21 protein-coding genes are annotated in these 26,675 nt (G+C 74.7%); 5 read left to right on the forward strand and 16 right to left on the reverse strand.

The window, feature by feature from the left end; all coding sequences use genetic code 11:
• The first annotated feature begins 124 nt into the window (after positions 1-124).
• Together ACI79R_RS11070 and ACI79R_RS11075 are read left to right on the forward strand one after the other, a co-directional pair.
• Positions 125-1,027, forward strand: coding sequence for an alpha/beta hydrolase (locus ACI79R_RS11070; protein WP_456573668.1), 903 nt, complete (start codon positions 125-127; stop codon positions 1,025-1,027).
• 43 nt (positions 1,028-1,070) lie between these two features.
• On the forward strand, positions 1,071-1,496 hold the full coding sequence (locus ACI79R_RS11075; RefSeq protein WP_456573669.1) for a DUF1810 domain-containing protein: 426 nt from the start codon (positions 1,071-1,073) through the stop codon (positions 1,494-1,496).
• Here ACI79R_RS11075 and ACI79R_RS11080 read toward each other — a convergent pair.
• Positions 1,451-3,253 carry a putative bifunctional diguanylate cyclase/phosphodiesterase gene (locus ACI79R_RS11080; protein ID WP_456573670.1) on the reverse strand — a complete coding sequence of 601 codons (1,803 nt, stop codon included), beginning with the start codon at positions 3,251-3,253 and terminating at the stop codon, positions 1,451-1,453. The genes ACI79R_RS11075 and ACI79R_RS11080 overlap by 46 nt on opposite strands.
• Positions 3,254-3,412: 159 nt before the next feature.
• Between ACI79R_RS11080 and ACI79R_RS11085 the strand changes: the two genes are divergently transcribed.
• Entirely contained in the window at positions 3,413-4,453 is a 1,041-nt protein-coding gene (locus tag ACI79R_RS11085) for a glutathione S-transferase family protein (RefSeq protein ID WP_456573671.1), read from the forward strand.
• 7 nt (positions 4,454-4,460) lie between these two features.
• Here ACI79R_RS11085 and ACI79R_RS11090 read toward each other — a convergent pair whose 3' ends face one another.
• The 4 genes from ACI79R_RS11090 to ACI79R_RS11105 all read right to left on the reverse strand — a co-directional run bounded on the left by ACI79R_RS11090 (position 4,461) and on the right by ACI79R_RS11105 (position 8,282).
• On the reverse strand, positions 4,461-4,688 hold the full coding sequence (locus ACI79R_RS11090; protein WP_456573672.1) for a hypothetical protein: 228 nt from the start codon (positions 4,686-4,688) through the stop codon (positions 4,461-4,463).
• Between the two features lie 212 nt (positions 4,689-4,900).
• On the reverse strand, positions 4,901-6,211 hold the full coding sequence (locus tag ACI79R_RS11095) for a hypothetical protein (protein WP_456573673.1): 1,311 nt from the start codon (positions 6,209-6,211) through the stop codon (positions 4,901-4,903).
• A 126-nt stretch (positions 6,212-6,337) separates the two neighbouring features.
• Positions 6,338-8,014, reverse strand: coding sequence for an amidohydrolase (locus ACI79R_RS11100; protein ID WP_456573674.1), 1,677 nt, complete (start codon positions 8,012-8,014; stop codon positions 6,338-6,340).
• A gap of 55 nt (positions 8,015-8,069) precedes the next feature.
• The gene (locus ACI79R_RS11105; RefSeq protein ID WP_456573675.1) at positions 8,070-8,282 is read right to left on the reverse strand and encodes a hypothetical protein; all 213 of its coding nucleotides are present in this window, start codon (positions 8,280-8,282) and stop codon (positions 8,070-8,072) included.
• Between the two features lie 148 nt (positions 8,283-8,430).
• Between ACI79R_RS11105 and ACI79R_RS11110 the strand changes: the two genes are divergently transcribed.
• Entirely contained in the window at positions 8,431-9,003 is a 573-nt protein-coding gene (locus ACI79R_RS11110) for a cupin domain-containing protein (RefSeq protein ID WP_456573676.1), read from the forward strand.
• A 45-nt stretch (positions 9,004-9,048) separates the two neighbouring features.
• On the opposite strand, the gene ACI79R_RS11115 is transcribed toward ACI79R_RS11110, so the two are convergent.
• The 6 genes from ACI79R_RS11115 to ACI79R_RS11140 all read right to left on the reverse strand — a co-directional run bounded on the left by ACI79R_RS11115 (position 9,049) and on the right by ACI79R_RS11140 (position 17,320).
• A complete protein-coding gene (locus ACI79R_RS11115; RefSeq protein ID WP_456573677.1) occupies positions 9,049-10,002 on the reverse strand; it encodes an ABC transporter permease in 954 nt (317 codons plus the stop codon).
• A 46-nt stretch (positions 10,003-10,048) separates the two neighbouring features.
• Positions 10,049-11,611: a sugar ABC transporter ATP-binding protein gene (locus ACI79R_RS11120; RefSeq protein ID WP_456573678.1), complete on the reverse strand. Its 1,563-nt coding sequence runs from the start codon at positions 11,609-11,611 to the stop codon at positions 10,049-10,051.
• Positions 11,608-13,248, reverse strand: a complete 1,641-nt coding sequence (locus ACI79R_RS11125) for an amidohydrolase (protein WP_456573679.1) — start codon at positions 13,246-13,248, stop codon at positions 11,608-11,610. The genes ACI79R_RS11120 and ACI79R_RS11125 overlap by 4 nt, the downstream gene beginning before the upstream one ends.
• A 59-nt stretch (positions 13,249-13,307) precedes the next feature.
• Complete coding sequence (gene torT, locus ACI79R_RS11130) at positions 13,308-14,495, reverse strand: TMAO reductase system periplasmic protein TorT (protein ID WP_456573680.1); 1,188 nt, start codon at positions 14,493-14,495, stop codon at positions 13,308-13,310.
• A gap of 31 nt (positions 14,496-14,526) precedes the next feature.
• On the reverse strand, positions 14,527-15,672 hold the full coding sequence (locus tag ACI79R_RS11135; RefSeq protein ID WP_456573681.1) for an FAD-dependent oxidoreductase: 1,146 nt from the start codon (positions 15,670-15,672) through the stop codon (positions 14,527-14,529).
• A gap of 175 nt (positions 15,673-15,847) precedes the next feature.
• Positions 15,848-17,320 carry a PucR family transcriptional regulator gene (locus tag ACI79R_RS11140; RefSeq protein ID WP_456573682.1) on the reverse strand — a complete coding sequence of 491 codons (1,473 nt, stop codon included), beginning with the start codon at positions 17,318-17,320 and terminating at the stop codon, positions 15,848-15,850.
• 149 nt (positions 17,321-17,469) lie between these two features.
• On the opposite strand from ACI79R_RS11140, the gene gabT reads away from it, so the two are divergent.
• On the forward strand, positions 17,470-18,867 hold the full coding sequence (gabT, locus tag ACI79R_RS11145) for a 4-aminobutyrate--2-oxoglutarate transaminase (RefSeq protein ID WP_456573683.1): 1,398 nt from the start codon (positions 17,470-17,472) through the stop codon (positions 18,865-18,867).
• Positions 18,868-18,962: 95 nt separating this feature from the next.
• Here gabT and ACI79R_RS11150 read toward each other — a convergent pair whose 3' ends face one another.
• The 5 genes from ACI79R_RS11150 to ACI79R_RS11170 all read right to left on the reverse strand — a co-directional run bounded on the left by ACI79R_RS11150 (position 18,963) and on the right by ACI79R_RS11170 (position 26,651).
• Entirely contained in the window at positions 18,963-20,405 is a 1,443-nt protein-coding gene (locus ACI79R_RS11150) for an aldehyde dehydrogenase family protein (RefSeq protein ID WP_456573684.1), read from the reverse strand.
• A gap of 142 nt (positions 20,406-20,547) precedes the next feature.
• Positions 20,548-23,052: a CehA/McbA family metallohydrolase gene (locus ACI79R_RS11155; RefSeq protein ID WP_456573685.1), complete on the reverse strand. Its 2,505-nt coding sequence runs from the start codon at positions 23,050-23,052 to the stop codon at positions 20,548-20,550.
• Positions 23,049-24,569 carry an APC family permease gene (locus ACI79R_RS11160; RefSeq protein WP_456573686.1) on the reverse strand — a complete coding sequence of 507 codons (1,521 nt, stop codon included), beginning with the start codon at positions 24,567-24,569 and terminating at the stop codon, positions 23,049-23,051. Before ACI79R_RS11160 ends, ACI79R_RS11155 begins: the two co-directional genes overlap by 4 nt.
• A gap of 132 nt (positions 24,570-24,701) precedes the next feature.
• The gene (locus tag ACI79R_RS11165) at positions 24,702-26,216 is read right to left on the reverse strand and encodes a PucR family transcriptional regulator (RefSeq protein ID WP_456573687.1); all 1,515 of its coding nucleotides are present in this window, start codon (positions 26,214-26,216) and stop codon (positions 24,702-24,704) included.
• Between the two features lie 57 nt (positions 26,217-26,273).
• Complete coding sequence (locus tag ACI79R_RS11170) at positions 26,274-26,651, reverse strand: cupin domain-containing protein (RefSeq protein WP_456573688.1); 378 nt, start codon at positions 26,649-26,651, stop codon at positions 26,274-26,276.
• Positions 26,652-26,675: the final 24 nt, after the last annotated feature.

Consider the following 26,675-nt stretch of genomic DNA (forward strand, 5'->3'; position numbering starts at 1 on the left):
GTCGTCCTCCCTCGGCCGCGCTGCCGCCGCCAGCCAACCGGCCGGGCGCAAGGTGTGCAGGGATCGTCACCGGGCTCGCAGGGATCGTCGCGACCGCACCGCGCCTGCCGAGCAGGGTCGGGCCATGCGAGAGGACATCGAGTTCGGCACCGAGGACGGCGTCACCCTGCGCGGGTGGCACTACTCCCCCGAGGGGGTCGACGGCCCGGCACCGCTGGTCGTCATGGCGCACGGCTTCTCCGCCGTGAAGGAACACCTGCTGGACGACTTCGCCGAGGCCTTCGCCGCCGGCGGGCTGGGCGTGCTCGTCTACGACAACCGCAACCTCGGGGCCAGCGACGGCACCCCGCGCGGCGAGATCGATCCCTGGCAGCAGATCCGCGACTACCGGACGGCGATCACCTGGGCGACCACCCAGCCGTGGACCGACCCCGACCGCATCGGCATCTGGGGGTCGAGCTACAGCGGCGCGCACATGCTCGTCGTCGCCGCCCTCGACAAGCGGGTCAAGGCCGTCGTCTCCCAGGTGCCCCTGGTCAGCGGGCTGGCCAACGCCCGCCGGCTGATCCGCAGCGACGCCTTCGCCGGGCTGCGCGGCATGTTCGACGCCGACCGCGCGGCCCGCTACGCCGGCCAGCCGCCCGCGATGATCCAGGTGGCGTGGGAGAAGGACCCGTCCGAGGTCGCCGCGCTGCCCACCGAGGACACCCACGCCTTCTTCTTCGGGCCGATCCAGGACCGCGCGCCGAACTGGCGGAACGAGGTCACCCTGCGCTCGGTCGAGATGTTCGTCGAGTACGAGCCCGGCGCCTACATCGCCGACATCTCGCCCACGCCGCTGATGATTGTCGTGGCGAGGGACGACCACCTGACCGTCGCCGACCTCTCCCTCGAGTACTACGAGCGGGCGCGCGAGCCCAAGGAACTGGTGCTGCTGCCGGTCGGCCACTTCGACGCCTACACCGGCGAGGCGTTCGCGACGTCCGCACCGGCCCAGCTCCGCTGGTTCCGCACGCACCTCGCCTGACCCCGGGCGGTTCGCCGGGTGCCGTCGCGGTCATGGGCAGGGCGTGACCGCCCCCTTCGCCCTCTCCCGCTTCGTCGACGCGCAGGACCGCGACGGCACCTACGACCAGGCACTGCGCGAGCTGCGCGCCGGCGCCAAGCGCAGCCACTGGATGTGGTTCGTGTTCCCGCAGGTCGCCGGCCTCGGCCGCAGCGCGACCGCCCAGCACTACGCGATCTCCGGCCTGGAGGAGGCCCGGGCCTACCTGGCCCATCCGGTGCTCGGGCCTCGGTTGGTCGAGTGCTGCCGCGCCCTGCTGGAGCTCTCCGGCCGGACGGCGGAGCAGGTGCTCGGCTCCACCGACGCCATGAAGCTGCGCTCGTCCATGACGCTGTTCGCGCGCGCCGCGCCCGAGGAGCCGGTGTTCCAGGAGGTGCTGTACCGCTACTTCGGCGGCGGACTCGACGAGGCGACGACGGCGCGGCTCTGAGCCGCCGGCAGCGGCTCCGGGCGGCCGAACAGCCAGCCCTGGCCGTAGCGGCAGCCCATGCCGATCAGCTGCTCCCGCTGCGCCTCGGTCTCCACGCCCTCGGCGGTGACCGCCAGCCCGGTGCTGTCGGCGAAGTCGACGAGCAGCTGGACGAGGGCGCGGTCGCGGTCGTCGTCGGCCATGGCCTGCACGTAGGACCGGTCGATCTTCAGGCCGTCCGCGCGGACCTCGCGCAGGTGCCGCAGCGACGTGCCCCCGGCGCCGACGTCGTCGAAGGTCACCCCGAACCCGGCGGCGCGCAGCTCGGTGAGCGGGCCGGTCGCCGCCTCGATCTGGTCGACGAGCAGGTGCTCGGGCACCTCCACGCGGACCCGGTGCGGCGGCAGCCCGGCCGACGCCGCCGCCGCGGTGAGCACGGCGCACAGCCCCGGGGTGAGCAGCCGGTCGGTGCTGACGTTGACGTTGAGCGCCGGGGAGGACCCCGGCCGGTCCCGGCACCAGGCGGCGAACTCGGCGGTCGCCGTCCGCAGCACCCAGTCGTCGAGGTCGAGCAGCTGCCCGGCGCGGGCGGCGGCCGGGAGGAAGGCGTCGGGGGTGAGCAGGCCCAGCCGCGGGTGCTGCCAGCGGACGAGCGCCTCGAGGCTGACCGGCCGCCCGGTGCGCAGGTCCACGATCGGCTGGTAGCGCAGCACCAGCTCACCGCGCGCGGCGGCCGCGGGGATGCTCGTGCCGAGCAGCGGATCGGCGTCGACCGACCGGGCGACCCGCACCGGGCCGGTGACCCGGTCGCCGCCCGCCCGCTTGCCGGTGTACATCGCCAGGTCGGCCGCGCGCACGAGCTCGTCGGGATCGACGCCCCCGGCCCCGCCGACGGCCACCCCCGCGCTCACCCGCACCCGCTGACCGGCGCCGCCGGAGCGGCCCAGGGCGGCCACCGCGTCGTGCAGCCGCACCGCGACGGCGTGCACGGCCGGATCGCCGGCGTCCGGACCGCCCGCCTCGGCCTCGATGTCGAGACAGACGGCGAACTCGTCGCCGCCGAGCCGGGCGACGAGGTCACCCGGCCGCGCCACGGAGCCCAGCGCGGCGGCCACGTCGCGGAGCAGGGCGTCCCCGACGTCGTGGCCGAGGTCGTCGTTGACCGCCTTGAACCCGTCGAGGTCCAGGTACACGACCGCGGTGCGGTGCCCGGGCTGGGTCGCGCTGCGGCGGCAGGACTCCTCGACCCGCCCGAAGAAGGCGCTGCGGTTGGCCAGGCCGGTGAGCGGGTCGCAGAGGGCCCGCCGGGCCAGCGTCCGGGCGACCGCGGCCAGCAGCACCGGCATCGGGACCGCACGGACCCCCGCCGGCCCGGTGACCAGCACGTGGTCCTGCACCTGCTCGGGAGCGCGGGTGATGGCCCGGCTGGCCGCCTCCACGACCGTCGTGCCGGAGGAGACGGTGAGGGCGTCCCACTGCGTGACGTCGGCCAGCGACCGCCGGCCGTGCAGCGACCGGCCGTAGCCGTAGGGGCCGCTCATCACCGACTCGAAGCGGCTGCGCTCGACCAGCCCCACCAGGCCGGCCACATCGGGGTGCGTCACGATCGCGCAGCTCGCGTCGTGGTCCCGCCGGAAGGTCCGGTCGAGGTCCTGGCAGGTCGCCGTGCCGGGGAGGACGGGCGCCTCGTGCGCGAGGCCCTCCACCGTCCGGTCGGCCTGGAGGTCGGCGCCGAGGTCGATCCACTCGGTCCCGGTCCAGCTCAGGTCAGTGCTCACGGGTCTGCTGTCGACCGCTGCCCGCCCGCTGAGCAGGGCTTTCACCGGTTCCCCACCCCGTCGGGTGAGCCGCCGCGCCGCGGTCGTGGTGCAGGTCACGCGAGGGCCCGGGGAGGCGCCGCCGGGCGGCCGGCCGCGTCGTCGGCGAAGGTGGACCGCGTGAGCGACGACAACAGCGGCTCGGGCTACGTCAGCCAGGGCCAGGAGTACCAGCGCGACTCGAACTACATCACCGACCGGATCACCGCCGACGGCTCCAGCGGCTGGAAGGTGGAGCCCGGCCGGTACCGCCTGGTCGTCGCCCGCGCCTGCCCGTGGGCCAACCGGTCGACGATCGTGCGCCGGCTGCTCGGCCTGGAGCCGGTGCTGTCGATGGGCATCTGCGGACCCACCCACGACGAGCGCAGCTGGACCTTCGACCTCGACCCCGGCGGCCGCGATCCGGTGCTCGGCTACGAGCGGCTGCAGGAGGCCTTCCTCGCCCGCGACCCGGAGTACTCCCGGGGCATCACGGTGCCGGCGATGGTCGACGTCCCGACGAAGGCCGTCGTCACCAACGACTTCGCCCAGATCACCCTCGACCTCTCCACCGAGTGGACGGCGTACCACCGCGACGGCGCCCCCGACCTCTATCCCGAGCACCTCCGCGACGAGATGGGCGAGGTGATGCAGCGGATCTACACCGAGGTCAACAACGGCGTGTACCGCTGCGGGTTCGCCGGCTCCCAGCGCGCCTACGACCGGGCCTACCAGCGGCTGTTCACGGCGCTGGACTGGCTGAGCGACCGGCTGGGCGACCGCCGGTACCTGATGGGCGACACGATCACCGAGGCCGACGTCCGGCTGTTCACCACGCTGGCCCGCTTCGACGCCGTCTACCACGGCCACTTCAAGTGCAACCGGCAGAAGCTGTCGGAGATGCCGGTGCTGTGGGCCTACGCCCGCGACCTGTTCCAGACGCCGGGGTTCGGGGACACCACCGACTTCCCGCAGATAAAGGAGCACTACTACGTCGTCCACGCCGACATCAACCCGACCCAGATCATCCCGATGGGGCCGGACACGTCGAACTGGCTGACCCCGCACGGCCGCGAGGACCTCGGCGGCTCACCGTTCGGCGACGGCACCCCGCCCGGGCCGGTCGCCGAGGGCGAGCAGGTGCCGGCCGAGCACGGGCCGGGGGGCATCGGGCACCGCTGAGCCGGGCTCAGTCACCGCCGCCGCCACCACCGCCGCCGTCCCCACCACCGCCGCCGTCGGAGCCGCCGTCGTGGTGGTGGCCCGACCCGCCGTCACCGGACTCCCCTCCGCCGTCGCTCCCGTCGGAGCGACGCCGCCGAGCCGCCGGGCGCGGCGGTGCGGCGGCGAGCCGGCGCGCGACGACGACCGCGCCGACGAGGACGAGGAGCACGAGCAGGACCACCAGCCACTTCACGCCGGTCACTGTGCCGTGCCGGCCCGGACGCGCGCCGGCGGGGTGCGGGCCGTCTCCGGTCCGCACCCCGCCGGTCGATGCGTGGGCGGGGAGATCAGAGGTGACGCCCTCGCCGGGCACCGCTGCCACCCCCAACCCCGATATCCCCCCGCCCGGTGGCCGCCGACCCGCCCCGCAGGGCCGGCCGGGGGTCACCTGGACCGGGAGGGACCTCAGTCGGGTGAGGCGCTGGGGTCGTCGACGACCCCCCACGCCCCGCCGGCGACCGGCGCGACGGCCGGGACGGCGCCGGGCGGGGGCATCGTGGTCGCGGCGGCGAGCACCGCGTCCTGGAGCGGGCCGCCGGCCGACGACGACGTCGACGAGGCCGGCGTGAGGAGCGCGGGGGCTCCGGGAGCGGGCGCGAGCGGAGCCCGCGTGGGCGTGCTGGGCGCTGCGGCCGGAGCCGCCTGCCCGGACGGGCTGGACGCTGCAGCGGCCGGCGCCGCGACGGTGGTCGGCGCCTCCCCGACGGCCGTGGCCGTGCGCCGCGGCTGCCAGCCCTCCAGCACCGTCGCCATCGCTGACGCGCCCGGGCCGACCCGGTTCGCTGCCGGCGTCAGCAGGGTGACCGGCGCCCGGCCGGACGTCTCGCCGGCCTCGGTGCCGGTCGCGGGCAGGACCGCCTCCACCGCGGGGGCGACGACGGCGTCCAGCGCGGGCGCGACGACCTCGACGACCGGAAGCGCTCCTCCGGCCACCGGCGCCACGACCTCGACGACCGGAAGCGCTCCTCCGGCCACCGGCGCCACGACCTCGACGACCGGAAGCGCTACTCCGGCCACCGGCTCGGCGACCTCCTCGGCCACCGGGGTGACGACCTCGGCGACCGGGAGCACGACCTCGGCCACCGGCTCGGCGACCTCCTCGGCCACCGGCGCCACGACCTCGGCCACCGGGAGCACGACCTCGGCCACCGGCTCGGCGACCTCCTCGGCCACCGGGGCCACGACCTCCGCCACCGGTTTCACGACCTCGGCCACCGGCTCGGCGACCTCCTCGGCCACCGGCGCCACGACCTCGGCCACCGGTTTCACGACCTCGGCCACCGGCTCGGCGACCTCCTCGGCCACCGGGGTGACGACCTCGGCGACCGGGAGCACGACCTCGGCCACAGGCGGGGCGATCTCTGCGACCGGTTCCGCGACCGGAAGCGCTACTTCGGCCACCGGTTCAGCGACCTCCGCGACCGGCGGCGCCACGACCTCGGCGACCGGAAGCGCTACTTCGGCCACCGGTTCCGCGACCTCCGCGACCGGTTCCGCCACCGGCGCGACGGCGTCCGCCAGCGGGTCCGCGACCGGCGCGAGGGCCGCGGGAACCGCGCTGTCGGGCGGCGTCCCCTCCCCCGCCGAGGCCGGCGCGGAGAGGGCCACCGACAGCGCGTACAGGGCGGCGAGCAGCCCGCCGAGGAGGAGCGCACGGCGCAGCCACACCGGCATCGCCGCGACCTGCGCGGCGGGGCGGGCGGCTCCGCGGTGCACACGTCCACGGTAGGACCGATCGGCCGGATCGGCTGCCCGAGTCCGGACCCGGCCGGGCTCGGAACGGCGGTCGGCTCGCCGACATGCCGCCGGGGCGACATGTCGACGAGCCGACAGGGCGACCGGTCAGGCGGCCGGCACCGACTCCGCCTCGTGCACGACGGTGCCGCCGAAGTAGGTGCGCCGCACCTGGGTGCGGTGGACGTCGGCGACGTCGATCTCGAACAGGTTCCGGTCGAGCACGATGAAGTCCGCGGCGTAGCCCACGGCCAGCCGCCCGGCGATGTCGCCGACACCCATGGCCTCGGCCGGGTTCGTGGTGAACGCCGCGATCGCCTCCTCCAGGGTCAGCGCCTGGGCCTCGTTGAGCGCGCCGGGCACCGACGGGTCGGGGTTGCGGCGGGTGACCAGCGTCTGCAGGCCGGTCCACGGGTCGGGCGTCGGCGCCGCGCACGGCCAGTCCGAGCCGGCGGCGACCAGCGCGCCTGAGTCGACGAAGTCGCGCACCGGCCAGCTGGCCTCGACGATCTCCTCCGGCACCTGCGCGGCGATGCTCTCCTGGATCACGCTCGGGTACCAGATGTAGGGCGAGAGGTCCGCGACCACCGACAGCTCGGCGAAGCGCGGCAGGTCGTCGGGGTGGATGTACTCGGCGTGCGCGATCTGGAAGCGCGGCCCCGGGCCCCGCTCGGCGCGCACCGCGGCCACCGCGTCGAGCACCCGGCGCACCGAGGCGTCGCCGGTGGCGTGCAGCTTGGCGCCGAGCCCGAGGTCGTAGCAGCGGCGCAGCTGGTCGGTGAGGTCCTCCAGCGTCCAGTAGATCTCGCCGGTGGTCGGCTCCTCGCCGTGGTGGCACTTGTAGGGCGACAGCAGCGCCGTCGTCCGGGTCATCGGGACGCCGTCGAGCACGACCTTCACGAAGTCCGGGCGCACCAGCTCGCCGCGCAGCGGCGCGACCTCCTGGATCAGCTCCTCGCCGACGATGCCCTCCTCCAGGAAGGGCCGCGCCGGGGTGGAGAGCACCACGCGCGCGGTGAGCTGCCCGGCGGCGGCGAGGTCGGCCAGCGCCCGGGCGGGCCCGGCCATGGTGGCGGCCTCCTGGGCGCCGGTGACGCCGAAGCCGTTGAGGATGCGGATGGCGGTCTCGATCGAGGTGCGGATCCGCGCCTGCGGGTCGGGCACCGAGGAGAGGAACGCCTTCTCCGCCTCCGCCGAGGCCAGCTCGTGCAGCACGCCGGTCAGCCGGCCCTCCGCGTCGCGCACGTAGTGCCCGCCCTCGGGGTCGGCCGAGTCGGCGGTGACGCCCATGAGCTCCAGCGCCCGCGAGTTGACCCAGCGGTTGTGCATGGTGTCGTCGCGCAGCAGCACCGGGCGGCCGGAGGCCGCCTCGTCCAGCCGGGCCAGCACGTCGACGTCGGCGACGACGTCCATCACCGTGCTGCCGACGATGCCGCCGACCACCCACTCCTCCGGGCCGAGCCGGTCGGCCCACTCGCGCACCTTGCGCAGCACCTCGTCCACCCCGTCGGTGGGCAGCAGCGGCAGCTCGAAGGCCGCCTGCCCGCCGCCGAGGTTCAGGTGCACGTGCCCGTCGATGAGGCCCGGCATGACCATCTCGCCGGCCAGCTGGTGGACGACGGTGTCGGGCCCGACGTGCGCGCCGACCTCCTCGGCGGTGCCGACCGCGGCGATCCGGCCGTCCACCACGGCGAGGGCCTCGGCCCACGGCTGCTGCGGGTCCTGCGTGTAGATGCGGCCGCCGGTGACGACGAGGTCGGCGGGCTGGGGGTTCGAAGCGGTCACTGGCTCTCCTCGGGATGATGCGGTCACAGCCTCACCAGGCCGGACTGGGCCTCGGTCAGGTGGTCGGAGGGGTGGAGCACGGCGCGGGTCCGGGGACCACGGCCGTGGGTAGGAACGAGCCGGCGGCGTGGATGGGGCGGGCGTACTGGGCGACGATCCAGCCCAGACGGAGGACGCCGGCCGCCGCGATCAGCACGGCCAGGAGTGCCACGACCCCGGCGTCGCGGCTGCCGCCCAGCGGCTGCCGGGGCAGCGGCGACTCGGACATCCAGAACCTCCAGCGCGACGCCGGCAGTGGGTCGCGGTGAATGTATGGATCCGAACGACCTGTGGCAAGGGTCGCACCGGGGGCCTGCCGCTAGCCAGGGCCGGGAGGCGAAGCCGTGGTCGGGGTGGCAGCGTGGTTGAGTAGCCCTGTGGGCGGCCCTACCAGCGAGATCGGACGGCGGCTGGCCGAACTGCGGCGGGGCAAGCGCCTGTCACTCCGCACGGTGGCCGAGAGCGCGGGTGTCTCCGAGAGCTTCCTGTCACAGGTCGAGCGGGGCGTCGCCAACCCCTCCATCGCCTCGCTGCACCGGATCGCGGCGGCACTCGGTGAGCCGATGGCAGCGCTCTTCTCCGGCGAGGCGCTTCCCCCGCGACTGGTCCGCGTGGAGAACCGGCAGCGGATGGCACAGCCCTTCCTGGCGGAGGAGGACCTCCTGCTCACCCCGCGCGATGCCCGCCGGGTGCAGATGATGCTGTCCACCATCGCCGCCGGCCAGGACTCCGGGGCGGAGCTCTACACGCACGGCGGCGAGGAGGAGTGCGTCATGGTCCTCGAGGGGGAGCTGGAGATCCGGCTCAAGGACGACACGTTCCACCTCGGCACGGGCGACGTCCTGCTGCTCAACCCCCAGGAGCCACACGGGTTCCGCAATCCGGGCGGCGAGCAGGCCCGGGTGCTGTGGGTGACCGCACCCCCGCCCGACACGACGCACGGCAGCTGACCGGGCGCCCGCGGTACCGGACCGCGAGCGCCCGGCCAGAGCCGGTCAGGTGCGGCGCACCTCGCGCGCCGTCTCCCCGAGGACCGCCGCGATGAGGACCACCCCGAGGGCCAGCTCCTGCAGATAGCTGGGGATCCGCAGCAGATTCATGCCGTTGTTGAGGACGGCGATGAACAGGACGCCGAGGACGACGTAGCCGACCCGGCCCTCGCCACCGAACAGCGACGTCCCACCCAGCACCGCCGCGGCGATCGACAGCAGCACATACGTCGTGCCGAGCGACGCCTCACCCGACCCCACACGGGCAGCGAGGAGAACTCCGGCCAGCGCGCTCAGCACGCTACAGAGCACGAAGGCCGCGAGAGTCGTCCCGGACGTCCGGATGCCCGCAGCGCGTGCGGCTGCGGCGTTGCCGCCGACCGCGTACATGCTCCGGCCTGCCACCGTCCAGGACAGGAACACGTACAGCAGGAGCGCCACCAGGGCCGCGACGAGGATGGGGACGGGGATCCCGAAAAGGCGCCCCGTCCCCAGGGAGCCGGTGAAGGCCTCGGCGAGGCCGGACACCGGGACACCGTTGGTGAGGAGCAGCGCGCAGGCTCCCGCGATCGACGTCGTCCCTAGTGTCACCATGAACGCCGGCGCCCTCAGGACCGCGACGACGACACCGTTGAAGAGACCGACGGCCACCCCCGTGGCCAGGCCCGCCGCGACCGCCACGACGATGCTCGTGAGCGGCGAGGCGTCGGCCAGCGACTTCAGGGTCATGGCAGTGATGACGCTGGAGAGCGCCACCGTGGCGCCCACCGAGAGGTCCAACTGCCCGCAGAGCAGCACCACCATCTGCCCGAGCGCGACCAGCAGCAGGTACACCGACTGCCGGGACAGGTTGGTCAGGTTCGGGATGGTCAGGAACTTGTCGGTACTGACCGCGAAGGCGACCAACAGGAGCAGCAGGAGCCCCGGCAGCAGCAGCGCCCGGCCACGCAGGTGCGGCACCAGGTTCCCGACGGATCCGCGGGCCGTGCGCGCGTCCAATCCGGCACTAGTGGACATCGGTCGGGGCCTCCTGCTGTTGGTTCTCGATGCTGGGGAAGAAGTGCTCGAGGACGCCCTGCTCGGTGATCTCCGCGCCCGCCAGGTGAGCGGCCACCCGGCCCTCCTGCATGACGTAGACCCGGTGGGCCAGGTTGAGGACCTCCGGCAGGTCCGAGGAGATGAGCAGTACGGCGTCCCCGCGTTCGCAGAGGCCGCGGATGATCTCGTAGACCTCGGCCCGCGCGCCGACGTCCACACCGACGGTGGGGTCGTCGAAGACATGCAGCCGAGAGGGGCGCAGCGATGCCCGGGCCAGCATGACCTTCTGCTGGTTGCCGCCGGACAGGGCCCATGCGGGTGCACGCACGTTCCGTGGGCGGAGCGACAGGCTGTCGGCCGCTGCGGCCGCTCGCGCCTGCTCCTCACGCCGGCGGATGAACGGCCCCCGGGTCAGGCCGCCGAGGCGCAGGCCGCCCAGGGTCATGTTCTCGGTGATCGGCCGGCCGAGTGCCAGGCCCTCGACCTTCCGGTCCGCGGGGTAGTAGAGGACGCCGGACAGCAGGGCCTGTGCCGGGGACAACCGCCGGCGGCTGCGCCCGTCCGGGAGCACGACCTGGCCCTGCAGGGCTCGTTCCAGGCCGACGCAGGCCCGGCCGAGGTCGGACTTGCCCGAGGTGAGCAGTCCGGCGATCCCCACGACCTCGCCGGCGGCCACCGTGATGCTCACGTTCCGCAGCGTCCGCGTGGTCACCGCCTCGAGGGCCAGCGCCTGCGCGCCGGGCCGGTGGGCGATATCGGGGTAGAGGGCGGTCTGCGCCCGCCCCGTCATCGCCGAGATCAGCTGGTCCTCGGTCACCTCGGCGACGGACTGGGTGGTGATCGCCGTCCCGTCCCGAAGGACCGTGACCCGGTCCCCGATCTCCCGGATCTCGTGCATGCGGTGGGTGATGTACACGATGGCCCGGCCCTCCGCACGCAACCTGCGGATCACCTCGAACAGCCGCTCGGTCTCGGCGTCCGTGAGCGACGCCGTGGGTTCGTCGAAGATGACGACGCGGGCGTCGGCCTGCACCGCCTTGGCGATCTCGACCAGCTGCTGCAGGGACCGCGGCAGCCGCCGGACGGGCGTGCGCACGTCCACGTCGAGGCCGACGAGCGCCGACAACCGCTCGGCCTCGCGACGCATCCGCCGACGGTCCAGGAACGAGACCCGACGGGGCCAGCGCCCGAGGACGAGGTTCTCGGCCACCGACAGCTGCGGGACCAGGGACAGCTCCTGGTAGACCGTCGCCACCCCGTGCCCCAGCGCCTCCCGCGGGCTGCCGAGCCGGACCCGTGCCCCGCCGATGCGCAGCGTCCCGGCATCCGGTTGGTACACACCGGAGATGATCTTGATCAGCGTGGACTTGCCCGCGCCGTTCTCGCCGAACAGCACGTGCACCTCGCCCCCGGACAGGGTGAGCGAGAGGTCGTCGAGGACGCGCACCCCCGGGAAGGACTTCGAGATGCCGTCCAGCTGCACCAGTTCCCTGCCGGTCACAGGGGCCGGCAGGTTCTCGAGGGACGTCACGGACCGGTCACCGGTTCCAGTGCGGGGACCCCGCCGACCAGGACCTCGGTCACCCCGATGTCCCGCAGGGCCTTCACCGGGACACGGCGGGGATCGCTGTCGAGGACCACGAGGTCGGCACGCTTCCCGACCTCGATGGTCCCGACCTCGCCGTCGACCCCCAGCGCGCGGGCGGAGTCGACCGTGAGCAGTCGCAGCCCCTCCATGACCGAGATCGCCTCCTCCGGTTCCACCGGCTCCCCGTGGTAGCCGCGCCGCGCAACCAGGCACCACAGCATGTGCAGCGGATGGGTCTGCCCGTCCTCGGCCCCCAGCCCCGCGTCCGAGCCGGCGGCCAGCGGGACCCCCGCGTCGAGGAGTGACCGCAGGGGCATGCGCCCGGCCGCCCCGCTCGGACCCACGACCTCGGGGAAGAAGCTGCCGATGTAGCTGTGCAGGAACGACGGGTTGACGACCGCCGTGACCCCCGCGGCCGCCCAGGCGGCCGGACCGGCCCAGTCGCTCACCCAGTTGCCGGCGTGCTCCAGGCGCAGGCGTGCCTGCCCGCCGGATTCGAGCCAGGCTCGCACGGCGAGGTCCTGCGCCCGCTCACCGTTGACGTGGACGGCGACGGGGACGTCCTGCGCCGCCGCGGCCGTGAAGAGCTCGACGAGGGACTCCGGACTGGCGTTCAGCTCACCGCGCCACCCGGCCGGCGTCATCCTGTCGGGCGTGTAGGGCTCCCGGACAGCGGCGCCCCGTGACGAGTAACCGCCATCGGCGAAGACCTTGACCCCGCGGACGACGACGCGTCCACCTCCACCCACGGCGCCGTCGGCCGCCAGCCGGAAGGCCTCCTCGAGTGGGGCGGCCGACGGCATCAGGTGGGCCACGATCCGGGCCGCCACCCGGCCGTCGGCGGTCAGCTCCTCGAGGGTGGTCAGCGCGACGAGGTCGTCGACCATCTCCCCGATCGTGGTCACCCCGTGGCGCGTGAACTGTTCGGTCACCGTCTGGACCAGCGCGCTGCGGATCTCCTCCGCCGTGGGTCGCGGCAGGGGCAGCAGCGCGTCCACCTCGCTCACCACCCCGCTGGGGCTGCCGTCGTCACCGAGGACCACGTGCGCCTTGCCGGTCTTCCCGGCACCGGCCGCCCCGCTCATCAACCCGGCCAGCTCGAGAGCCGCCGTGTTGAGGACCGAGGCGTGCCCGCCGGCGCGCACGATGATCGGCCGCGTGGTGGACACGAGGTCGAGGTCGTACCGGGTGGGCAGGCGCCCGTCGGCGAGCTTGCGGTCGTAGAAGAGGTTGCCGTAGCCGACCAGGACCTCCCCGGCCGGCAGTACCGCATCCTCGCCGCGCAGGAGCTCGACGAGTCCGGCCACGTCCCGGATGCGGGGCACCCGGCAGTCGACGGCCCCGACGGCCCCGAGGGCCAGGTGGCCCAGGTGCGTGTGCGCGTCCACGAAGCCCGGGAGGACGACGCCGTCACCGGCGGGACGGACGTGCGCCCCCCGCCGCTGGGCTGCCTCGGCCACCTCCGGCCCACCGACGGCGGTGATGACCCCGCCCTCGACCTCGACGGCCTGGGCCTCGGCGTCGCCCACCATGGTGAGCACCCGGCCGGTGTAGACGACGTGCTGTGCGCTCTCTGTCACGGTCACCCCTCCTCAGGGGATCGGGGCCCCGGTCCCACCGGGGCCCCGATCGCGTCGACTCAGTAGCCGACCTCGGACACCGGGCTCCAGTCCTCCGGCGCGAACGCCGTCGACTGGTCGAACGAGTCGAAGTTGTCATCGGCCCCGGCCGCCGGCCCGCAGATCAGCACCGGCGCCGGCGCGGCACGGGTGACGTCACCCTCGTACGGGATCTCCTCCAGCGTGCGCACGGCCAGGTCCACCATGACCCGCGCGAGGTTGATCCCCTGGTCGTTCGGCGCGCAGGCGGCCCCGCCGCCCTCCAGGAGGTCGACGACCGACGGCGAGATGTAGGTGCTGTACGTCGAGATCCGGTCGGCCAGCCCCCGCTCCTCGAGGACGGTCGCAGCGACGTCCACGGTCACGCCGGTCCCGACGATGACGTCCACCTCGGGGGAGGCGGACAGGGTGTCCTCCACGAGCCCCGTCTGGACCTCCGCCACGGGATCGCCGTACTTGGTGGCGACCAACTCGACCGCGGAGCCCTCGATGGCGTCGGAGAAGCCCTCCACCGACCGCTCCGACCAGCCGACGCCCGCCGGCCCCGGGAACAGCGCCACCTGCACCGCCTCGCCCTTGGCCGCGAGGTACTCGCCGATGGTCCGGCCCATGTCGTAGTAGTCGAGGACGGCACGGGCGTCGACGTCGGGGGACGCGACGCCGTTGCCGCCGTCGATCACCGCGATCCCGGCGTCGCGGGCCATCTGCAGGGAGGGGTTCAGCGCGTCCGCGCTCACGGCGCCGACGATGATGGCGTCGACCCCCTGGGCCACGCAGTCCTCGATCTGGGAGTTCTGCTCGGCGATGTTCTCGTAGCCGCCCGCGTCGTGGAACTGCAGGGCGACACCAAGGCGCTCGGCCTCGGTCACGACGCCGTAGTTGATGCCCACCCAGACGGGGTCCTGCAGGTGCGGCACGGTCGCGCAGATCTCCCAGTCGCCGCTGACCTGCGACGGGCTCAGCGAGGTGTACTCGCCCTCCGTGCCCTCTCCCTGGCAGGTGCTCTCGTCGGTGTCCGGTGCCGAGCAGTCGACGAAGACGGCGGGCACCGTCCACGTCGACGTGTCGGTGGACCGGGCCTGGTCGTCGCCCTCGCTGCCCCCGCCGCATGCGGCGACGAGCAGGGCGGTGGTCAGGGACAACCCCAGGACGGCGCCCCGGCGGTGCGGGGGGCGGATCCGGATGGGCTCGGTGCGGTGCAGGGCCATGTCGGAGCTCCTACTCGAGCGGCTCGGGTGGTCAGTGGGTGGAACGGGGACCGATGGAGGGGAAGTGCGTGGCGGCGCGGTTGATCCGGTGCTGCAGGGCAGGACTGCGCAGGACGGTCCGCAGCAGGACCGACCGGAAGCCCTCGAGGGCGCGCGGCCAGCGCGTGCCGATCCGCCCGTAGAGGTGCGCGTAGCGCTGGGTGTCCTCCGCGATGCCGCGCTCGCTGCGCTCCCAGGCCTGGAGCGCGTCGGGCACGTCCGGCACCGCGTCGAGCGCCTGGCCGAGGGCCACCGCGTTCGTCATGCTGACGCAGGCGGCCTGCCCGAGGTTCGGCGCCATGCTGTGCGCCGCATCGCCCAGGAGCGCCACGCGGCCGTCCACCCAACTGCGGCAGACCACCTCGTAGAACGGCGCCCAGCGGCCGTCCGGGTGCTCCGGGATGCGGTCGATCAGGTCGCGGTAGTGCGGATAGCTCTGCACCCACGGGCCGGGGTCGAAGGGCGTCTGGCGGGTCGCCTCATCGCCCTCGGGAGCGCAGAGGAAGAGGTAGACGTCGTCCCGCCCCACCGGCGCGATGCCCAGCCGGCGCCCGCCGTTCCAGGACTCGATGGTCGTGTTGACCGGGTCCTCCGGCCGGCGAGGCACGAGGTAGCGCCCGCAGCCGTCCCGCAGGTTCACCTTGCGCAGCGACAGGTCGAGGGAGTCACGCACCCGCGAGTTGACCCCGTCGGCACCCACGACCAGGTCGGCGCGGAGTTCCTTGCCGCTGTCGAGCACCAGCGTGCCGTCGGGCCGGGCCGCGGCCACGCCGGAGCCCGTGACGATCTCAGCTCCGGCGTCGACCGCCGCCTTCGCCAGGCTGCGGTGCAGGTGGGTGCGCTTGACCGTGTAGAGACGGGTCTGTCGCAGCCAGTTGTCCTGGAGCAGCCGGTGCTTGTGGTCGCGCAACTGGTGGCTATCGACCCGCTCCCAGTCCTTAGACAGTTCCTCGAGCGCGCCGATCTCCTCCAGGGACTTGAGCGCGTTCTCCCAGATGAAGATCCCCGCGCCGATCTCACGGAGCTCATCGGCCCGCTCGTGCACGCGGACGCTCCAGCCGCGCTTCCCCAGCACCGCGGCTGCGGTGAGGCCGGCGATGCCGCCGCCGGCGATCTCGGCATGTCGCTGTGGAGCCATGACGTCCTTTCGAGAGCATGAAGCAGCGACCCCCGCTGGGATGAACCGTCGCTGCACGTTCTGAAGTGTCACTTCAGGAGTGCGGAGAAGATGCCACAGCGGTGACCGCGGACACAAGCCATTGGTCACAGGTCGTCTCGATCGGCCGCACGGGCCGCTCGGCACGCGGCCGGGCTCAGCGCAGCAGCTGCAGGGCCAGCCAGAGCTCGGCGCGGACGCCGGCGGAGTCCAGGTCGCGGCCCAGCAGCTGCTCGGCGCGGGCCATCCGCCGGCGCAGGGTGTGCCGGTGCACGCCGAGGTCGGCGGCGGCGGGCTCCCACTGGCCGTGGTGGGCCAGCCAGGTGCGCAGCGACCGCAGCAGCTCCCCGCCGTCCTCGTCGGCGGCCGACAGCGGTGCCAGCAGCGACGCGGCGAACGCCTCGGCCGCGCCGGGGTCGAGCAACGCGGTCACCCCCTCGGCGGCGAGGTCGGCGAAGCCCACCGCGCGCCGGCTCCCCCGCGCCGCCCGCGCGGCCGCCTGCCGCGCCTGCTCCAGCCCCTCGGCCAGCCGCGACTCCGGCAGCGCCGCCGAGCTGCCGACGGCGAGGCCCGGCACCCGCGCCGCGAGCTCCGCCCCCATCCCGGTGCCGGCGAGCACGACCAGGACGCCGTCGCGCTCAGCGGCGAACGCCCCGGGCGTCAGCTCGCCCGCGACCTCCACCGCCGCCGCGCGCTGCGCCGGCGTGCCCTGCGCGACGTGCACGACCACGGGCTCCCGCGGCAGCTGCTCGCCGATCCGGCCGAGCGCGGTCCGCGCGGCCGCGGCGTCCCCGGCCAGCAGCAGCTCCAGCAGCGCCGAGCGCAGCGCGGCCCGCGCGTCGTCGAGGGCCCGGGACTGCTCGCCGCGCAGCGTCAGCAGCAGCGCCGCGGTGTTCACCAGCAGCCGCTCGGCCGGCGGCACCGGGCCCTCCCGGCCGACGACGAGGAAGCCGCGCGGCCGGGTGCCCGTGCCCAGCGACTGCAGCAGCACGGTGGCCTCCGGCCCGCTCACCGCGGCGCTGGCCGGCGGCCGCGCCCGGCGCAGCTGCGCGAGCTCGCCACTCAGCTCGGCCGCCCGCGCGGCGGCGGCCGCCGGCACGGCCTCGACCGGCTGGCCGGCGCCGTCGAGCAGCAGTACCCAGCCCCCGACCGACCGCGCCAGCCGGGTCAGCAGCGCGGGACCCTCCCCCGCGCGCAGCGCCGCCCGCGCGAGGTCCTGCTGCGCCGACGCCGACCGGGCCACCGTCGCGTACTCCTCCGCGGCCAGCGCCGCGGCGACGCTGCGGGAGATCGCGATGAACGGCGTCCGCCGGGGCACCTCGAGCACGGTCAGCCCGCCGGCCTCGGCCGCCGACACCAGCGCCGGCGGGACGGCATCGTGCGCCACGCCCGTGCCGAACCCCAGCGCCGCCACCCCCGCGTCGACCAGCCGCGCCACGTAGCCGGCGACGTCGTCGCCCAGCGTCAGCCCGGTGGTCAGCAGCAGCTCCCCGCCGTCGAGGAACGGGGTCGGGTCGGCGAGCTCGCTGACGTGCACCCACGAGACGGGGCGGTCGGCCGCATCCGCCGGAGTGCAGCGGCGCAGCGACAGGGACGGGTCGCGCAGCAGCGACCCCACGGTGACCGGCACGCGCGGACGGTGCCATCCGCGCGGACGGTCTGTCCACCCGCCACCCCCCGACGCGACGATCCGTACACACGCGGGGGACGCCCGCGGGGTCGAGACTGCGGGGGGAGCCGCGCGAGCGGCTCCGGACCGTCGACGCCCGAGGAGACCCTGTGACCGCCCTCTCCGACCCCGCCACGTCACTCGCGCAGGAGCGCCGGCTCGTCACCGAGATCCCCGGGCCGCGCTCCCGCGACCTGATGGCCCGGCGCAGCGCCGTCGTCTCCGCCGGCGTCGGCACCACCCTGCCGGTCTTCGTCGAGCAGGCCGGCGGCGGCGTGATCGTCGACGTCGACGGCAACTCGCTGATCGACCTCGGCGCCGGCATCGCGGTGGTCAACGTCGGCAACGCCGCGCCGAAGGTCGTCTCCGCGGTGCAGGAGCAGGTCGCGGCGTTCACCCACACCTGCTTCATGGTCACGCCGTACGAGGGCTACGTCGCCGTCTGCGAGGAGCTCGCGCGGGTCACCCCCGGCGACCACGAGAAGCGCTCGGCGCTGTTCAACTCCGGCTCCGAGGCCGTCGAGAACGCGGTCAAGATCGCCCGGCACGCCACCGGCCGGCAGGCCGTCGTCGTCTTCGACCACGCCTACCACGGCCGCACGAACCTCACGATGGCGCTGACCGCCAAGAACATGCCCTACAAGCACCGCTTCGGGCCGTTCGCCTCGGAAATCTACCGGGTGCCGATGTCCTACCCGTTCCGCGACCCCGAGGGCCTCACCGGCGCCGAGGCCGCGGCCCGCGCGATCCGCCAGATCGAGACCCAGGTCGGCGCGGCCAACGTCGCCGCGGTGCTCATCGAGCCGATCCAGGGCGAGGGCGGGTTCGTGGTCCCGGCCCAGGGCTTCCTGCCGGCGATCGCCGACTGGTGCAAGGAGGCCGGCGCGGTCTTCATCGCCGACGAGGTGCAGACCGGCTTCTGCCGCACCGGCGACTGGTTCGCCTGCGACGCCGAGGGCGTCGTCCCCGACCTGATCACCCTGGCCAAGGGCATGGCCGGCGGGCTGCCGCTGGCCGCGGTCACCGGGCGCGCGGAGATCATGGACGCGATCCACACCGGCGGGCTCGGCGGCACCTACGGCGGCAACCCGATCGCCTGCGCCGCGGCCCTGGCCTCCATCGAGACCATGCGCGAGCTCGACCTGGTCACCGCCGCGCGCCGCATCGGCGACACGATGATCCCGCGGCTGCGCGCGCTGGCCGAGCGGATCCCGGCGATCGGGGACGTCCGCGGCCGCGGCGCCATGATCGCCGTGGAGCTGGTGAAGCCCGGCACCGACGAGCCCGACGCCGCGCTGGCCGGCAAGGTCGCGAAGCTGTGCCACGCCGAGGGCGTCGTCGTCCTCACCGCCGGCTCCTACGGCAACGTGCTGCGCTTCCTGCCGCCGCTGGTCATCGGCCAGGACCTGCTCTCCGAGGCGCTCGACGTGCTGGAGGCGGCCTTCACCGAGGCGACCGCCGGCGCCACCCCGGCGACCGGCGGCACCACCGTGGCCACGCCGGCCTGATCGTCCCGGCGCCCGCACTCCGGCGCCGGGAACCCGACCGGGCGGGGCGCGGCAGGTGATCCCTGCCGCGCCCCGCCCGTGTCACGTCCGCCGCCTCACACCTCGATGCCGGTGAGGACGAGCACCCGCTCCTCGGTGAGGTCCTCCATGGCCGCGTGCACGCCCTCGCGGCCCGCGCCGGAGTCCTTGAGCCCGCCGTAGGGCATCTGGTCGGCCCGGTAGCTCGGCACGTCGCCGACCACCACGCCGCCGACCTCCAGCTCCCGCGCCGCCCGGAAGGCCAGCTGCAGGTCGCGGGTGAACACCCCGGCCTGCAGGCCGAACCGGCTGTCGTTCACGCGGGCGAAGGCCTCGTCCACCGAGTCGACGGTGTCCAGGACGACGACCGGCCCGAACACCTCCTCGCACGACACCTTGGCCGTCGCCGCGGCGTCGGCGAGGACGGTCGGCGCGTACGCCGCGCCGTCGCGGGTGCCGCCGGTGAGCAGCCGCGCGCCCCCGGCGACGGCCTCGGCGACCCAGCTCTCCACCCGGCGGGCGGCGCCCTCGTCGATCAGCGGGCCGACGTCGGTCGCGGCGTCGGTCGGGTCGCCGGTGACCAGCTTCTCCACGGCCGCCACCACGCGGTCGGTCAGCGCCGCGGCGACGTCGCGGTGCGCGAACACCCGCTGCACCGAGACGCAGGACTGCCCCGCCTGGTACATGGCGAAGGTGGCGATCCGCTGCGCCGCCCAGTCCAGCGCGGCGTCGTCCTGGTCCGGGGCGACGACGACGGCGGCGTTCCCGCCCAGCTCGAGCGTGACGTGCTTGCGCGGCACCGCGTCGCGGATCGACCAGCCGACCGGCACCGAGCCGGTGAACGACACCACCGGCAGCCGCGGGTCGCGGACCAGCTCGGCGGCCACCTCGTTGGGCACCGGCAGCACCGACCAGGAACCGGCCGGCAGGGCGGTCTCGGCCAGGATCTCGCCGAGGAGCAGCGCCGACAGCGGGGTCGCCGGGGCGGGCTTGAGCACGATCGGGGCGCCGACGGCGATCGCGGGAGCGACCTTGTGCGCCACCAGGTTGAGCGGGAAGTTGAACGGCGCGATGCCCAGGACCGGCCCGCGCGGCGCCCGGCGGACCAGCGCCATGCGGCCGGTGGCCGCCGGGTCGGTGTCCAGCCGCTGCAGGGTGCCCGACCACCGGCGGGCCTCCTCGGCACCCCAGCGGAACGTCGACACCGCCCGGGAGACCTCCAGCCGCGACCACTTCAGCGGCTTGCCCGACTCGGCGGTGATCAGGTCGGCCACCTCGTCGGCCCGCTCGGCCAGCCGGCGGGAGACGGTGTCCAGCGCGGCGGCGCGCACGTGCGCCGGCAGCGCCGCCGTCTCCGCGGCCACGGCGGACGCCGCGGCGACGGCGGCCTCGACCTGCTCGGCGGTCGCCGTCGTGGTGACCCCGGCGACCGCGCCGTCGTGCGGCGAGACGACCTCCAGCCGCTCGGTGCCGGTGGCCGGCGATCCGGCGATCCAGAAGGGGCGGGGGGACTCGGTCATGCGGGGCTCCTCGGGTCCGGGGGCACGGCTCGGGGGACGGGCGTGGTCCCCCGAGCCTGGAGCCCGGCCGGTTCCGGTGGAGGGTGCCGGATCGGCACCCAGCGGCCGGCGGGTGCCGGAACGGCGCGCCCGCCGGCCGGGGTCAGTGGGCCAGCCGCTCGCGGATCCGCCGGGCGGCCTCGTGCAGCGGCTCGAGGAGGAACGCGACGTGGTCCTGGCGGCCGTGCCGGTGGGTGACCGGACCGGCCCAGGTCGTCCGCGCCCGCTCGGTGACGTGCTCCTCGACGCCCTGGATCAGCGCGAGCATCTCGGTGAGCACCGACGCGTCCGTGCGGTCGTAGACCTCCCCCGCCGCCAGGTACACCGGCGAGGTGTGCGCCATGATCGGCCGCTCCCAGACGTCCCGGTGACGGGCGACGCCCTCGCCCGGCCCGTAGCAGCGGGCGGCCACCCAGGAGCTCTCGGCCACGGTCACGTCGAGGGCCAGCTCGCCGGAGAGGACGGGCTCCGGCCACTCCTGCTGGGCCGCGACCCGGCCGTTGACGACGATCTCCAGCCGCTCGACCGGGAAGATCGACTCGAACCGCGCCAGGGCCCGCGCCGAGCGTCCCCGCGCGCCGCCGAGGACGGTGCCCGGCGGGCAGTCGTCGACGGCCAGCGTGAGCACCGGCCCGCTGGACACGACCGTGTCACCGGTCCGCACGCCGGCGCACCAGTCCCAGTAGGTCATCTCGTCCGGGTCGGGGACCTTGACGTAGGTGCGCACCAGCCCGATCGGCACCTCGCTGCTCATCTTGTCGGTGCCGCCCACCAGGGCCAGCCGGTACCCGGCGTCGAGGTACCGGTAGTACTGCCCGATGTTGTAGTCGTCGTAGGCGATCATCTCGACGCCGTCGAGCCGGCCGGTCGCGATGAGCGCGGCGGCCTCCCCGTTGGGCACCGGGAAGTGGGCCAGGACGACGGTGCCGCCCTGCGCGTGGCACTCGTCGGCCCACCGCGCCAGCGTCGTCTCCAGGCCGCCGCCGAGGTCGCTCTCCTCGGCACCGCCGGTGCACCAGGGCAGCACGGGCTCGCGGATGCCGAGCAGGTTGATGTGCCCGAGCATCGCCGTCCGGTTCTCCTGGCCGGCGAAGACGCTGGTCCGCCCGTCGGCCGACACGTGCGGCCGGCCGGTGAACTCCTCGCTGTTGGTGAACAGGTGCCCCCACTGGCTGAGCAGGAGGTTCACCACCCGCACGCCCTCGCCCCGCGCCTCCAGCTCCGCGCCGAGGGTGGAGACGAAGTGGACGTGCGTGTCGCCGCCCACGTAGCCCGCCGCCTCCGGGTCGACGGCGCGGCGCAGCCGGAGCTCCAGGGTCCGCTGCCCCGGGCTGATCTCCAGCTCCTCGCGCAGCGGCGTGTACTCGAACCCGCGGGCGACCTCGACGACCACCCGGCCGGTGGGCAGCCAGCCCTCGCAGCTGCCGTCGACGTAGGCGTAGGTGCGGGCGCCGAGCCGCACGTCGCCGCCGATGTCGAGGTTCCAGGTGTTGCCGTCGGAGTTGATGTGCGCGTGGTGGCCGTACGGCGCGACCGGGATGCCCTCGGCGGTGTGGAAGTGCACCCGGCAGGCGAGCGGCTCGCCGGTCCCGTCGTCCACCACGGTGGTCCGCACCCAGGTGCGACCGGCGCCCTGCAGTTCCCAGCGGGTGCCGTCGCCGGTCGTCACCGCGCCCTGCTCCAGCAGGTCGCCCCAGCGCAGCACGGCGACCGGGACGTCGTCCTGGAGCAGGGTCACGTCCGCCGACGGGACGGCGGCGATGCGCACGTACCCGCGCTGCTCGTCGGCCCCGCCGCCCCACCCCGGCGGCACGGTGCTGCTGCCGTCGGCGGTCCGGTAGGCGTAGGTGGCCGTCCCGCGGTCGACGGCGACGGCGACGCGCTCGTCGACGACTCCCTCGGCGCGGGCGAAGGTGACGTCCTGGGCGACGGTCCGGCCGAAGGGGTCCTCGTCGTCGCGGCCGACAGTGACCGCGCCGATGAGCACCGAGGGGCCGAGGCTGCGCACCTCGAGCGTGCGCACGGATACCGCCGGCCGCGGGTTGCGCCACGGCCACAGGTAGAAGCGGTAGGGCAGGACGTAGGGCGAGCGGGCCTGCGGATCGTCGATGTCGACGAACCGGGCCCCGGCGGCGTCGAACCGCCCGCAGGTGCGGTGCATCAGCCGGTGCTGGGCGTCGGGCACCGCCAGGAACGGCGTCTGCCCCCAGTCCAGCGGCAGCGGGCGTCCCGCCCAGGTCCGCGGCGTCGGCCCGATCTCGAACCGCTGCCGGACCGGCACTGCCACCCGCTGCCCGTCCTCGTACACCAGCGTGTACTCGGCCAGGGCGTCCCCGACCCGGCCGCCCTCGAACAGCTCGGGCTCCTCGACGGCGTGCGCGAGGACCAGCCAGGTGCAGGTCTCCCCCACCGGGATGCTCACGAGGGGGTGGTCCCCGCCGGCGCGGACCAGGCCCGGCTCGGTCACCGGCGCGGTGGTGAAGGCGAACGGGAGCCCGTACAGCGACCGGTTGCCGGTCAGCGACTCGTCGACGTCGTCGAGGAGGTCGAACGGCGCGTTCCAGGAGCCGGCGAGGTCGAGGGGCCGGTAGCCGCGGTCCCAGGTCATGCCGGCTGCGCGGGGGTGGCGACGTCGTCGTCCCGGCGGGTGCGCGGCTCGTCGTCGGGCAGCGCCTCCTCGATGTCGCCGTCGACGCGCAGCTCCGTCAGCCGGTCGTAGCGCGCCCGGTCGCGGCTGCGCAGCCACAGCGCCGCGGCCACGCCGCCGACCACCGCGACCACGCCCAGGCCGATGATCACGGTGTTGGTGGTCGTGCCGGCGCCGGTGAGCAGGTCCATGTTGGCGAAGGTGAGGGCCAGGACGACGCAGAGGCCGACGAAGCTGATGCCCGGGGCGATCAGGCTGCGCCACACGCCGGTCTCGGGTGCCCGCCGCCGCAGGTAGACGATGACCGCCAGGCAGCACAGCGCCCACAGCGTGATGATCCCGACGAAGCCCAGCCCGCTGCCCCACAGGAGCAGCCCGAGGTAGGGGTCCAGGTCGAAGACGGCCCACACCACCAGGACGGCGACCGCCAGGCCGCTCTGCACGAGGCCCGCGACGTACGGCGAGCGCCGGGTCGGGTGGGTGCGGCCCAGGGCGGCCGGCAGCAGCCGCTCCCGGCCCAGGGCGAAGAAGTACCGGTTGGCGGCGTTGTGCAGGGCGAGCAGGGCGGCGAAGGCGCTGCCGAGGAGCAGGACCTGCATGATCTCGCCGACGAAGCCGGGGGTGTAGTTGGTGAACACGGTGACGACGAGGTCGACGGGGTCGGCCACGGCGGCGTCGCCGACCGCGGAGGCGCCGTAGGCGGTGGTGACCACCCAGGTCATGAGGGCGTAGAAGACGGCGATGAAGGCCACCGCCACGTAGGTCGCGCGGCGCACCGTGCGGATCCCGCCGCGGGCCTCCTCGCTGAAGATCGCGGTGGACTCGAACCCCATGAAGGCACCGAAGACCAGCGCGAACAGCGGGCCGTTCTCGACGGACAGGACGTTGCCGGGGTCGAACGAGGTCGCCGAGAAGCCCTCCGGACCGCCCTGCACCAGGACGGCCACCGCCAGCACCACGAGGACGGCGACCTCGAGGCACAGCAGGACGGCGAGCACCCGCGCGCTGGTGTGGATGCCGCGGATGCCCAGCGCCGCCACCAGCACGACCGCGACCAGGCCGAACACCCACCACGGCACGCTCACGCCGAAGTACCGCTCGAACGTGCCCTGCGCGTAGACGCCCAGCGCCCCGTAGGTGCTGATCTGCAGGCCGTTGTAGGCGACCAGGGCCAGCATGGCCGCGCCCGAGCCGGCGGGCCGGCCGAGGCCCTTGGCGATGGTCGCGTAGAAGGCGCCGGCGTTGCGGACGTAGCGGCTCATCGTCATGAAGCCGACCGCGAACAGCGCCATGACGACGCCGGCGACCAGGTAGGCCCCGGGCACCGACGAGCCGCCGATCAGGAAGTGCAGCGGAGCGACCGCGACGATCAGCGTGAGGGGCGCCAGCGCGGCGAGCACGGTGAAGACGAGGTCCCTCGTGCCCATCGCGTTGGCCGCCAGGCCGGTGGATCGGCGGCCGGAGTTCGTCTCGGTCATGGTCTCTCCGAGGAGGGAAGGGCCCGCAGTGGTCGGCGGGAGCAGGCGGCGCCTAGGGCTGCCAGCACGCTAGGGAGTGCCCGATTCCCGACGACATTGGACGGAGCGCACAACCTCGGGGCGTCGGCTGGATCAATCCTCCAACGGCTCCCCGTCGGCGTCGCCGTCCGGTGCCTCCGGCCGGGAGCCGTGCCACTGCAGGGCGAACCACAGCTCCATGCGGGCCTGGGCGTCGGCCAGGTCGAGCGCCAGCAGGCGTTCGGCCTGCGCGATGCGGTGCCGGACGGTGTTGCGGTGCACCCCCAGCGCGACCGCGCTGCGGTCCCAGTTGCCGTGGTGGGCCAGCCACGTGCGCAGCGTGGGCACGAGGTCGGGGATGCGGCCCCCGGCCGCGAGCAGCGGCTCCAGCAGTGCCGAGCTGAACGCGCCCGCCCGGCCCGGGTCGACGGTGGCGGCCAGCCCGGTCCGCTCGCGCGAGTGGACCGACGTGGCACCGCGCAGCCGGGCCTCCTCGTGCGCCCGCCCGGCCTCCTCCGCCGCGGCGGCCAGCCGCGACCAGGGATGCGGTGCGCTGACCCCGGCCACGACCCCGGCGTCGTCGAACGCCGCCGTGAGCGCGGCCGGCTCGACGGCGCCGTCCAGCAGCACGAGCAGCCGCCCGGCGTCGAGCCGGACGAACGGGCTGCGCAGCGCCCGGGACAGCCGCCGGCCCAGCGAGGCGTCGCCGTCGGGCCCTTCGTCGGGCGCGGTGCCGACGGCGACCCGCCACTGCGCCGGCGGGGGATCGCCGATTGTGGCGCCGAACCGGGCGGGCGCCTCCCGGGGAGCCAGCACCGCGCTGAGCGCCGCCGCGCCGAGCTCGCCGGCCGACCACTCCGGCTCGGGGTCGGTGAACAGCAGCGACAGCGCCGAGGCCGCGACGCCCACGATGGCCCGCTCGACGACTCCGGAGGCGGGGTCCCAGCCCACCGCGAGCGCGTAGCCGGAGCGGACCGGCCCGGACAGCCACTGCACCTCGACCTGCTGCCCCGGACCGGTCAGCGCCGCGCTCGTGGGCGCACGGGCCGCGGCCACCCGGTCCAGCTCGGCGAGGACCTCGGGGGTGACCGAGGGATCGCCGGCCTCCCATCGCCGGCCGACGTTGCGGTCGACCAGCACGACCCAGCCGTCCACCGCCTCGGCGAGCCGGTCCACCACGGTGCGGATCGGCGCCGGCCCGCCGGCGGCCTGGATGACCGCGCGCTGGGCGTCGGCCAGGCGCTTGAGCCCCCGCAGCTCGGCGGCCGCCAGCTCCTCGTACAGCAGCTCGCTGACCGCCAGGAACGGCACGCCGGCGGGCACCTCGAGCAGCGTGAGGCCGTGCTCGGCGCAGGCCCCCACCAGCTCCGCGGGCACCTCGTCGAGCACCGGCGTCACCCCCACGCCGAGCGCGAGCACGCCCGCGTCGACCAGCGACCGGACGTACTGCGGGCTGTCCGCCGGCCGCAGGTTCGTGCCGGCGGACAGCAGGAACTCGCCGCCGCGCAGGTACGGGGCAGGATCCGGCAGTTCGCTGACGTGCACCCAGCGCACGTCCTGCTGCAGACCGCCGCCGGGCACGAGGACCGGCAGCCCGAGCCGCTCGGCGAAGGTCTGGAGCGCAACCACCTCAGCAGGCTAGGACCGGGACCGGCGACGGCCGCGCCCTGCCCGGCCGTCGCCACCTCACCGGGTGACGGCGACGAACACCTTCGCCGAGGGCTCCACGGTGACCCAGTCACCGGCCAGCCCCTGCGGCACGAAGAAGGCCTGCCCCGCGGCGAACTCCTTGCGCCCGCCCGCGCGGTCCACGACCGCGACCCGCCCCTTGAGGACGACGCAGATCTCGTCGTAGGGCCAGGCGTCGAAGCGGACCGCCCCCGGCTCGCCGGTCCAGAAGCCGCCGAAGTAGGACCGGGCCTCGCCGCCGAAGGCGCGGTACTCGACCTCCTCCCAGCGCGGGGAGAGGACGTCGTAGTCCTCCACCGGGGGCACGACGGCCGAGCCGCTGTCGGCGGAGACCAGGACGACGTCGTCGATGGTGGGCTGCTGGGTCACGGACACGGGAACTCCCGGGGATCGCGGAGC

The organism is Blastococcus sp. SYSU D00820 (assembly GCF_054050695.1).

Bases quoted from the DNA above. Each gene is read 5' to 3' on its own strand.
- ACI79R_RS11070 (WP_456573668.1), top strand. From the start codon at position 125: ATGCGAGAGGACATCGAGTTCGGCACCGAGGACGGCGTCACCCTGCGC.
- ACI79R_RS11105 (WP_456573675.1), bottom strand. From the start codon at position 8,282: ATGTCCGAGTCGCCGCTGCCCCGGCAGCCGCTGGGCGGCAGCCGCGAC.
- torT (WP_456573680.1), bottom strand. From the start codon at position 14,495: ATGGCCCTGCACCGCACCGAGCCCATCCGGATCCGCCCCCCGCACCGC.
- ACI79R_RS11135 (WP_456573681.1), bottom strand. From the start codon at position 15,672: ATGGCTCCACAGCGACATGCCGAGATCGCCGGCGGCGGCATCGCCGGC.
- ACI79R_RS11150 (WP_456573684.1), bottom strand. From the start codon at position 20,405: ATGACCGAGTCCCCCCGCCCCTTCTGGATCGCCGGATCGCCGGCCACC.
- ACI79R_RS11155 (WP_456573685.1), bottom strand. From the start codon at position 23,052: ATGACCTGGGACCGCGGCTACCGGCCCCTCGACCTCGCCGGCTCCTGG.
- ACI79R_RS11160 (WP_456573686.1), bottom strand. From the start codon at position 24,569: ATGACCGAGACGAACTCCGGCCGCCGATCCACCGGCCTGGCGGCCAAC.